Source organism: Pseudomonas sp. BGI-2 (genome assembly GCF_004310295.1).
Classification (GTDB): Bacteria; Pseudomonadota; Gammaproteobacteria; order Pseudomonadales; family Pseudomonadaceae; genus Aquipseudomonas.
Genome location: NZ_SISB01000078.1, coordinates 1 through 8,870, shown reverse-complemented (window position 1 = coordinate 8,870; position 8,870 = coordinate 1). Strand labels below are relative to the sequence as shown.

Sequence of the window (8,870 nt, the reverse complement as noted above, 5' to 3'; positions counted from 1 at the left end):
GAGCACGAGTTCGGCAGCCTCGCGTTTGAATTCAGCAGAAAAGGAACGGCGTTGTTTGGTCATCTGACACCTCGATCTGGCGAGCATTCTCGCCTAAATGGGTGTCCGGTTTCATTAGACCACTACAGCTGCGATCGAATTCGAATGCACGATGAGCAGTCGTCGATCGGAATTTCAAGGGTGCGAGGGTCGTCGACGCTGAGTTGTTTAACATTCGAATACTCCTTTTCAGAAACTTTCAGGCATCAAAAAATTACTTACGTGGCTACTCACCGCGCGCTGCCGCCCGACAACCCGCCTCCATCAGAAATCGACCGTAGCCGACAGCTGCAGCGTCCGCGGATAACCCGGAGAGAACGCGCCATACGAGGCGACGCCTGACCAGTACTCTCGATCAAACACGTTCTGAACCGTCGCGCGGAACGTCGTAGGTCGACCTTCGATTTTGGTGGTGTAGCGAGCACCCGTATCGAAGCGCGTCCAGGCATCCAGCTCCTGGGTATTGGCCTGATTGACGTATTGGCTGCCGGTATAGATTGCACCGCCAGTGAGGGTAAAACCCTCCAGCCATGGCGTGTCCCATTCAGCCCAAAGGTTGGCTTGTACGTCGGGAACGCCCACCGGCTCGTTGCCCCGGTTAGCAGCCGTGGCCGAATCCGTCAGTTCGCCATCGAGGAAGGTCACTCCGCCCATCAAGCGAGTGCCCGGTGCGATTTCCCCGAACATGCTCAGCTCAACGCCGCGGTTGCGTTGTTCTGCCTGCACCGAGAACACGTTGCCTGCGCCAATTTCGCCGCTGGGCTTTTCAATCTGGAACAACGCCAGGGTGGTCATGAACGTGCCATGTTCATATTTGACGCCGACTTCGTGTTGCTTCGACTCATAAGGGGCGAACGTTTCGCCGGAGTTGGCCGCGGTGCCCGGTGCGATATCACCCTTACTCAAGCCCTCGACATAATTGTAGTAGAGCGAAACGTCCTCCCAGGGTTTGACGACTACGCCCTCCAGCGGGGTCGTGGCGCTGTCGTCATATTTGGAGCAGATCGAACCTGTCGCGTTGTAGTTACGCGACTCGATGTCCTGTTTCCGCACGCCCAACGTCAACTGGATGCGGTCGTCCAGCACGGACAGCGTGTCGGTCAACGCGACGCCGGACAACTCCGACTCGGAAATACGCAGCACCTTTGGCGCGTTGATGAACTGCTCGGGCACCTCCACCGGGTGGTAGATGTTCGAATTGATGGCCGTCCCGTTGTTGATCCCCCGGGACAGTTCGTCCTGATACCGGGTCGCCATCAGCGTGGTCGTGTGGGTGACAGGCCCGGTGGCGAACACGCCGCGCATCCCCACGTCGGCCGTCGAGCGATCGACGTTGAATTTGTAGTAACCGGGAATGTTGCTGGTATCGCCTGCGTCGTTGAGGATTCTCGGCACCTGGTCCGACTTGCGCTTGACGTCTGCCTTGCCGCCACCGGCATGGGCGAACACGGTGACCGCGTCAGTCAGATCATATTCGCCACCCAGCAACGCCGATTGCTCCTTGGTGTCCCCGCACCCATCTCGCGGTGCTGGACGGCGCTGTGAGGGTCGAATTGACGGAAAGCAATCAGGCCGCCCCGTTGATCATCAACGCCGGACAACGCACCGATTTTTCATCCCGCACGTTTGGCCAGGTGAACCCGACAGACCGCTATATCGGTGCCTGGACCCAAGGCATGCTCATGACCGACAAGATGCGCCTTGCGGATTTCGTCGCCGAGCTGGCGCGTTATCGCAAAGGCTTCGTGCGGTGTGATCCGGCCATTGCCGAGCTGCGCATCTCCGGCGCCTTTCCCATCAGCGAAACCCGGCGCACGCTGAATATGCTGGTGCAAACCTACCCGGTACTCGTCACCGGCCACTTGAGCGGCTACTGGGTGACGCTCTCTCCCGCCTGACCTCACGCAAAAAACAATGCTGCGCCGGTGATACTTTTTTTGATCTCAACTGGCAAAGAGAGGAACAACCTTTTCACCTCGTCCATAGGTCACCCATTCATCCTCGTTGCTCGGCCCTTACGGCCGGACCGTTCGCTCAAGCCAATGATTCGCAGTATGTCGCTCAGCCTTGCTCTGACCGCTGCTGCCTGTCCGCTTGCCTTGGCAGCCGTACCGGCGCAACGGGACTTTTCCGTTCTCCATGCTTACAACATTGCGTCCGGGCCGCTTGGTGCAACCCTGTCGAGCTTTGCCGTGGATGCCGACATTGCCTTGTCGTTCCAGCCATCGATCACCGAAGGCTTGATCAGTCCAGGGTTGTCCGGCACTTACTCCACGCAGGAAGCGATCACACGCTTGCTGGCCGGAAGCGGCCTGGAAATGGTTTTACGCGACGACGGCAGCTACACCTTGGTGGTACGCCAGTTGATCCTGGGGGAAACCGCGATCAATGGCACCGACCGACGTACCGACAACTTGCCCCCCGTATATCCGGGGGGCCAGGTCGCCAGCGGCGGACGCCTCGGCATGCTGGGCAATACACTGGTGATGGACGCACCTTTCAGCATCAGCACCTACACCTCGACGTTGATCAAGGATCAGCAGGCGATCACCGTGGGCGATCTGCTGGAGCGTGACTCCTCGGTGCGCTCCACGGGCCAGACCGGCGGTATTGTCGATTCGTTTTTCATCCGTGGATTTCCCGTCGGCGAAGGCAATCTCGGTGAACTGGCGTTCGACGGTGTGTACGGTGTGGCGTCCAACTACCGGGTGTTCACCGAGTACGTCGAACGCATCGAAGTGGTGAAAGGCCCCGGCGCCCTGCTCTATGGAATGTCGTCCAACAGCGCCGTTGGCGGCGTGATCAATGTCGTACCCAAGCGCTCCCTCGGCGAGGACTTGACCCGGTTCACGGCCAGTTACGGCATGAATTCGCAGCTCGGTGGCCACTTCGACATAAGTCGGCGGTTGGGTGAGGAGCGCCGGTTCGGAGTGCGGATCAACGGCAGTGTCCAGCAAGGCGATACGGCCATCGACAAGCAATCCCGGGACGTCGACATTGGCGCCATCTCCCTGGACTATAAGGGTGACCGCCTGCGGACCACCTTGGATCTGATTAGCCAGAAAGAACAGTTCGACGCAGCATCCCGACCGTTTCTCATCGCACCCGACGTGCCGATTCCCTCAGCGGCCAATGGCCGTACCAGCGTGAGCCAGGGCTGGGGTTGGTCAGAAACCCGTGACAAGTCGGCGTTGTTTGGTGGCGAATACGACGTTGACGATGCCCTGACCGTATTTGCCCACGCTGGTGGCGGCAAATCGGATGTGTCGCGCATGTCCGATCAGACCCCGACCATCATCAACGCTGCGGGCGACACGTCTTCAATCCCCGGCTACTACAAATTCGAAGTCCAGCGTTATACGGTCGACGCTGGTGCCCGCCTGCGCTTCGACACCGGGCCGGTCAGTCACAGCACCGCCCTGCAAGTCACCCGTTATCGCGATGAGTTGTCCCGAGGCATCATTTCCGGCCCGGCGATACTGTCGAACATCTAGCACCCAGTCGACCGTCCGGAACCCTCCATCGCCAAACCGGACACGCCGAAAATCTCCGAGAGCGAACTGTCTGGCGTGGCCCTGGCCGATACCCTTTCGGTGCTCGACGAGCGCTTGCAAGTCACCGTCGGTTTGCGCAAACAGAACATCAAGTCCGACAACTACAATGCGGCCGGGACAGTCACAACCTCCTACGATAAAAGCGATACCACGCCGCTGTTCGGCGTCGTCGCCAAACCCTGGGACCACGTGTCGTTCTACTACAACTACATCGAAGGCCTGAGCAAGGGTGACATCGCGCCGTCCGCCGCCTCGAACACAGGGGAGATTTTTTCACCTTACATCTCCCGGCAACAGGAGGTCGGCGTCAAGGTCGACTACGGCAGCTTCATGTGCACTCTGGCCCTGTTCCAGATCAAGAAACCCAGCGGCGAGCTGTCGTCCGGCAGGTTCTCGGTGCAGGGCGAGCAGCGCAATCGCGGCATCGAGTTGAGCCTGGTTGGCGAAGTTGCCCAGGGCACGCGCCTGCTCGGTGGCGTGACCCTCCTCGATGGGGAACTGACCAAGTCCGGCGTTGCCGCCAACCGTGGCAATAAACCGGTCGGCGTCCCGAACGTTCAAGCCAACCTCTGGGCCGAATGGGACACCCAGTGTATCGAGGGGCTGACGCTGACCAGTGGCGCGATCTACACCGCCAGCCAGTACGTGAACCAGGCCAACACCCAAGAACTTGATGCCTGGACCCGCTTCGATGTCGGAGCACGCTTTGCTACCCGAGTTGCGGAACACCCGACCACATTGCGCGCCACCGTGCAGAACGTGTTCGACCGCGAGTATTGGTCGGGCGTCGCGTCCTACGGGGCGTTCTCCCAAGGATCACCACGCACCCTGCTGCTGTCGGCCACCGTCGATTTCTGAAACGTCCGCCCCGGCGCGGCGGCTTGAGCCGTTGTCCGGTCTGGCTTCTGCAAAGGAATACACCATGGTTACCCTCTTTCGACGATCCCAAACCTTCGCTGCGCTGCTGTTCGCAGGACTGTTGGGCCTATCGCTGTGCTCTCTGACGCCACGCCACGCGCTCGCCGCCGACCCGGATCCCGCGCTCGGCACAGTGACCGATTTGCTGGGGCGCAAGGTCAAGGTGCACCTCCCGGTCAGGCGAGTCATTCTCGGTGAGGGCCGCCAGTTGTACCTCGTCGCGGCACTGGATACGCAAAACCCCATTGAACGCATCGTCGGCTGGCGAAAGGACTTGATCCAGTCTGACCCGGACACCTACGGCGCCTACCTGCGAAAGTTTCCCGCCATCGCGAAGATCCCGACATTTGGCGGGTTTGAAGACGGCACCTTCGACATCGAGCAAGCGATCTCCCAGCGACCCGACGTGATCATCCTCAACATCGAGGCGCAGCACGCCACCGAGTTCTACAACAGCCCCTACCAGTTCGCGGCCATCCAGCAACTGGCGAAATGGTTTCACCCGACGCTGTTTGCCGATCTGGATCCGGATGCGTCATTGCGCGAACTGCATGAGCGATTTCTGCCGGTGCCTTACGAGCCCGGTTATTTCGTCAGCCTGGACAAGCCTGAGGTGAAGCAATGAGCTCACTGAACGAAACAATGGTCGTTCAGCGCGACACCTACCGTCGATTGGTGCTACGCAAACGTCTGATCCTTGGCGGGCTCGCCGTGTTACTGATGTTCAGCGTGCTGCTTGATCTGGCCCTTGGGCCGGCAAGCTACAGCCTCACTGAGGTGCTCGGCGCGCTGTTTTCGCCGGACACCGCTTCAGCGCAAGTACGGGTGGTGATGTGGGAAATCCGTCTGCCCGTGGCGCTGATGGCCGTCGCGGTCGGGGCCGCGTTGTCGTTGGCGGGCGCACAGATGCAGACGATCCTCAACAACCCGCTGGCCAGTCCGTTCACGCTGGGCATTTCCGCCGCCGCCAGTTTCGGCGCAGCCATGGGACTGGCCTTTGGTGTGGCGCTGTTCCCGCTGGCGGCGCAGTACTTGGTGCCCGTGAATGCGTTCATCATGGCCATGCTGTCAGCGCTGCTGATCCACTTCCTGAGCATGCGTCGTGGTGTCACCGCCGAGACCATCGTGCTGCTCGGCATCGCCTTGGTGTTTACCTTTAATGCGCTGTTGGCCCTGGTGCAGTTTTTTGCCACCGAACAAGCCGTGGCAGCGGTCGTGTTCTGGACCATGGGCAGCCTGACCAAAGCCACCTGGCCGAAACTCGGGGTTATTTGCCTGGTCATCCTGATCACCCTGCCGATCTTTGCCAAACGCGCCTGGGCACTGACTGCCCTGCGGTTGGGTGATGACAAGGCCGCGAGTTTCGGGATCAACGTACGCCGTCTGCGTTTTCAGACGCTGATCATGGTCAGCCTGCTCGCCTCGTTCCCGGTGGCCTTTGTCGGCACCATCGGTTTTATCGGACTGGTTGGCCCGCACATCGCACGGATGCTGATTGGTGAGGATCAACGGTTCTTCCTGCCAGCCTCTTTACTGACGGGCTCGCTGATACTTTCCGCCAGTTCAGTCGTCAGCAAAACCCTGATCCCGGGCGCGATTTTCCCCATCGGCGTCGTCACGTCACTGATCGGCGTGCCGTTTTTCATATCACTGATTCTCAGCGGGAAGAAAAACTCATGGTGAAGATCCAGCTCGATAACCTCGGCGCTCGTTACGGACAGCGCGAGATCATTTCAGGCGTCACCACAGCCTCTTTCACGGGTGGTCAGGTGGTTGCCGTGGTCGGGCCGAACGCAGCGGGTAAATCCACCTTGTTCAAACGCATGGCCGGGCTGATTGACGGGCCGGGCCACATCATTCTGCAGGACTCGAAAAAGAGCCACCAGGGCATTAGCTACATGCCTCAGGGCCTGAATGCCAGTGCCCGCCTGACGGTCTACGAATCAGTGCTGCTGGCGCGTAAACAACTGACACCGGGTTGGGTCGTTCATGACGATGAATTGAAACTGGTCGACGAGATCCTCGGCGCCCTCGGGATTACCGAATTGTCCTTTCGTAACCTCGGTGAACTCAGCGGCGGCCAGCAACAGCTGGTGTCCATCGCACAAACACTGGTGCGCAAACCGGAAATCCTGCTAATGGACGAGCCGACCAGCGCGCTGGACGTGCATCGGCAGGTGCAAGTGCTGAATTTCATGAGGGCACTTGCTCGTAAACGCGAGGTTATCGTCTTCATCGCGATCCACGATCTGAATCAGGCGTTGCGCTTTGCCGACCAGGTATTGGTGATCGCCAATGGGACAAGTCAAGGCAGCGGACCGAGCAACGACGTGATTACCGAGGTGATGCTGCGCACTGCCTACAAGGTCGAGGCGCGGATAGAAACATGCAGTCGGGGGCAGCACCATATCCTGATTGACGATATCGTTTGATCGCGTGAGCCCTCTAACCGATGGGTAGCCGGAAAAGGGAATCCTCAAGTGAGCGTAAATTGAGTTGATCAACCCTGCCTTCAATCGAACCCCTCCCGACTCGAAAGGTCTGCTCTATTATTACTTATGCGGAATTAGCTGCCATGTCTGCGCACAACAGCCTTGTTGTACTCGCTCGGGGAGGTTATGCCGCTCGAGGCGTTCTTTACCTGATCATTGGGATCTTCGCGCTGCTGGCGGCTCAAGACTCGACAAAACCGAAGGACGGTCACAGGAGCCTGGAGGCCTTGTTAAGCCAGCCTTTCGGTTATGTTTTAGTCGGGTTAGTGGTGGCGGGCCTGTTTGCCTTCGCCGGTTGGCGAGTGTTGCAAGCTATACGCGACGTTGATCATCACGGTAATAAAATGAAGGGGCTGGTCATTCGGGCAGGGTTGTTGGCGGGAGGTGTAGTCAACGGCGCGCTGGCGTTTTTTGCGTTGGGCTTACTCATTGGCGGCATCAGAAACTCGGGCAATCCCGGGGGTGGGAAAACCAGGGATTTACTGGCGCATCTGTTGTCCTGGGAACACTCGAATGTATTGGTGTACCTGCTCGCACTTGTCCCTCTCGGCGTAGGCATTGCCCATATCATCAAGGGGTGGAAGTCGTCGTTCGAGAAATATTTTGAAGCTGACGAAGACGTCATGCAGTACATCCGTCCGGTGTCACGGTTCGGTCTTATAGCACGTGGTGTCGTCTTTATTGAGATCGCTCTGCTGCTGATAATCAGTGGCTCCCGCTATAAAGCCATGGATCCGCCCGGCATGAAGGAGGCCCTCGATGCTCTGCAGGACCTGCCGGCCGGAGGCGTGATTTTGATGGTGATGGCCTTGGGGTTGATCGCTTTTTCGGTTTACAGCTTGTCCGAAGCCGTTTGGCGCAAGATAAACATGGATGTGCCTGGGGTGCCGAAAGCATAGAGGCATGCTCCATGACTGATCCACTACCCTTCAGTAAGCCCCTTCCCGCACCATCCGTCTGACCTCAGCCTGTATGGCATAAGCCGGCGCCTCCACCGCATCGAAATCTTGTGTGTACCGCTGGGCGAATCCTTCTACCCCCCATTCCTGGAACTGCTGCACATGCTTCAGTTCGTGCGCCCAGAGCGCGATATTCTGTTCTGCGGTTTGAGCGTCCCGGAAGAGGATGATGTCGATCAGCGTCACGGCACCGACATCGGGGTTTTGCAGCATGGCAGTGGCCGCGCTGAATTGACCGTTGTTGCTGACTTTATAGCGCGCGGTATCGAGGACGCTGGGATCGTACCAGTGCAGCAGTTGCTCCCGTATATGCGGTGGAATGGATTGGATGCCGGCGTTGGCTGCTTCAGCGCGGGCTTGGGTCAGCCACAGCGCCAGAGCAGGTGCTGCGATCTGGTAGAGGCCATCAAGCTGGGGGCCGAGCAGTTGCCCAACGTCTGGCAGGCAGGTGCAGCCGTCCAGGCAAACTTGTTTCTCGCCCGCTGGGCAGGTGTTGGTCTGGGCTGGCACTTCCAGAGTCAGGCAAAGAACAAACAAAGCCACCAGGCGCGTGGTGATGCGCGGCATTGAACGCTCCAGAGACGGACGCAGCATGAAAAGAGGGTCACAATTGATCGACGACCCGCATAGCTTTAGCGTAGCCCCGAACCAAGCGCCCCCGGGAGGTACTCCGTACCAGTCTTCGGATGTTTTTTGGAGGACAAAACAAAACCCCTACCTGCATACGCAGATAGGGGTTTCGGAATTTAATCTTGACGATGACCTACTCTCACATGGGGAAACCCCACACTACCATCGGCGATGCATCGTTTCACTGCTGAGTTCGGGATGGGATCAGGTGGTTCCAATGCTCTATGGTCGTCAAGAAATTCGGTAGCCAGGTCGTGGGCCTTTTCAGGTTCACGCTC

Annotated in this window: 5 protein-coding genes, 1 rRNA gene and 3 pseudogenes; 6 read left to right on the top strand and 3 right to left on the bottom strand. The window is 58.8% G+C overall.

What is annotated here, in order from left to right:
- Window positions 1-303: 303 nt before the first annotated feature.
- Window positions 304-1,557: pseudogene (locus tag EYC95_RS29690) on the bottom strand (TonB-dependent receptor); the annotation flags it as partial.
- Here EYC95_RS29690 and EYC95_RS29685 point away from each other — a divergent pair.
- The 6 genes and pseudogenes from EYC95_RS29685 to EYC95_RS29660 form a co-directional block, all read left to right on the top strand.
- A pseudogene (locus EYC95_RS29685) lies at window positions 1,548-1,937 on the top strand (histidine kinase); the annotation flags it as partial. The pseudogenes EYC95_RS29690 and EYC95_RS29685 sit on opposite strands and share 10 nt — an antisense overlap.
- A gap of 99 nt (window positions 1,938-2,036) precedes the next feature.
- Window positions 2,037-4,451, top strand: a pseudogene (locus EYC95_RS29680) (TonB-dependent siderophore receptor).
- Between the two features lie 64 nt (window positions 4,452-4,515).
- Window positions 4,516-5,136 carry a hypothetical protein gene (locus EYC95_RS29675; RefSeq protein WP_131063492.1) on the top strand — a complete coding sequence of 207 codons (621 nt, stop codon included), beginning with the start codon at window positions 4,516-4,518 and terminating at the stop codon, window positions 5,134-5,136.
- Window positions 5,133-6,194, top strand: a complete 1,062-nt coding sequence (locus EYC95_RS29670; RefSeq protein ID WP_131063491.1) for an iron ABC transporter permease — start codon at window positions 5,133-5,135, stop codon at window positions 6,192-6,194. Before EYC95_RS29675 ends, EYC95_RS29670 begins: the two co-directional genes overlap by 4 nt.
- Window positions 6,188-6,943 (top strand): ABC transporter ATP-binding protein, encoded by a 756-nt coding sequence (locus tag EYC95_RS29665; RefSeq protein ID WP_131063490.1) that lies wholly within the window; start codon window positions 6,188-6,190, stop codon window positions 6,941-6,943. The genes EYC95_RS29670 and EYC95_RS29665 overlap by 7 nt, the downstream gene beginning before the upstream one ends.
- A gap of 143 nt (window positions 6,944-7,086) precedes the next feature.
- Entirely contained in the window at window positions 7,087-7,902 is an 816-nt protein-coding gene (locus EYC95_RS29660) for a DUF1206 domain-containing protein (RefSeq protein WP_131063489.1), read from the top strand.
- A gap of 30 nt (window positions 7,903-7,932) precedes the next feature.
- On the opposite strand, the gene EYC95_RS29655 is transcribed toward EYC95_RS29660, so the two are convergent.
- Together EYC95_RS29655 and rrf are read right to left on the bottom strand one after the other, a co-directional pair.
- Window positions 7,933-8,529, bottom strand: a complete 597-nt coding sequence (locus EYC95_RS29655; RefSeq protein WP_131063488.1) for a DUF4157 domain-containing protein — start codon at window positions 8,527-8,529, stop codon at window positions 7,933-7,935.
- 183 nt (window positions 8,530-8,712) lie between these two features.
- Window positions 8,713-8,828: ribosomal RNA gene (gene rrf / locus EYC95_RS29650) — 5S ribosomal RNA — on the bottom strand.
- Window positions 8,829-8,870: the final 42 nt, after the last annotated feature.

Excerpts from the sequence above, each read along its gene's own strand:
- EYC95_RS29675 (WP_131063492.1), top strand. The coding sequence starts at position 4,516 with ATGGTTACCCTCTTTCGACGATCCCAAACCTTCGCTGCGCTGCTGTTC.
- EYC95_RS29670 (WP_131063491.1), top strand. The coding sequence starts at position 5,133 with ATGAGCTCACTGAACGAAACAATGGTCGTTCAGCGCGACACCTACCGT.
- EYC95_RS29665 (WP_131063490.1), top strand. The coding sequence starts at position 6,188 with ATGGTGAAGATCCAGCTCGATAACCTCGGCGCTCGTTACGGACAGCGC.
- EYC95_RS29660 (WP_131063489.1), top strand. The coding sequence starts at position 7,087 with ATGTCTGCGCACAACAGCCTTGTTGTACTCGCTCGGGGAGGTTATGCC.
- EYC95_RS29655 (WP_131063488.1), bottom strand. The coding sequence starts at position 8,529 with ATGCCGCGCATCACCACGCGCCTGGTGGCTTTGTTTGTTCTTTGCCTG.